Origin of the sequence: Halalkalibacter lacteus (assembly GCF_036663595.1) — a bacterium.
GTDB lineage: Bacteria > Bacillota > Bacilli > Bacillales > Bacillaceae_D > Halalkalibacter > Halalkalibacter lacteus.
Map to the genome: position 1 here is coordinate 1 of NZ_JAWRVL010000280.1, position 261 is coordinate 261.

The following is a 261-nucleotide window of genomic DNA, read 5'->3' on the forward strand; positions in this document are numbered from 1 at the left end:
TTATGCTGAAAACCTGAAAAATACGATAACAAAACCTACACATTCGACAATACCATAGCGAAAAAAACTAGATCAGCTAGAGGTTACACGGAGACGCAGGTGCGCCCGGCCTCGATCTGGTCCCTTCCATCTGGAGCAGCTATGCGAGTCGTCATTCTGGGCAGCGGTGTGGTGGGCGTGGCAAGCGCGTATTACCTCGCGCGCGCCGGCCATGAAGTCACGGTGATCGACCGGGAAGCCGGCCCGGCGCTCGAGACGAGC

General features: G+C 56.7%; 1 protein-coding gene. It reads left to right on the plus strand.

What is annotated here, in order from left to right:
* Nucleotides 1–114: 114 nt before the first annotated feature.
* Nucleotides 115–261: FAD-dependent oxidoreductase (locus SAZ04_RS22355; protein ID WP_332699849.1), on the plus strand; the 147-nt coding region annotated here is incomplete at its 3' end.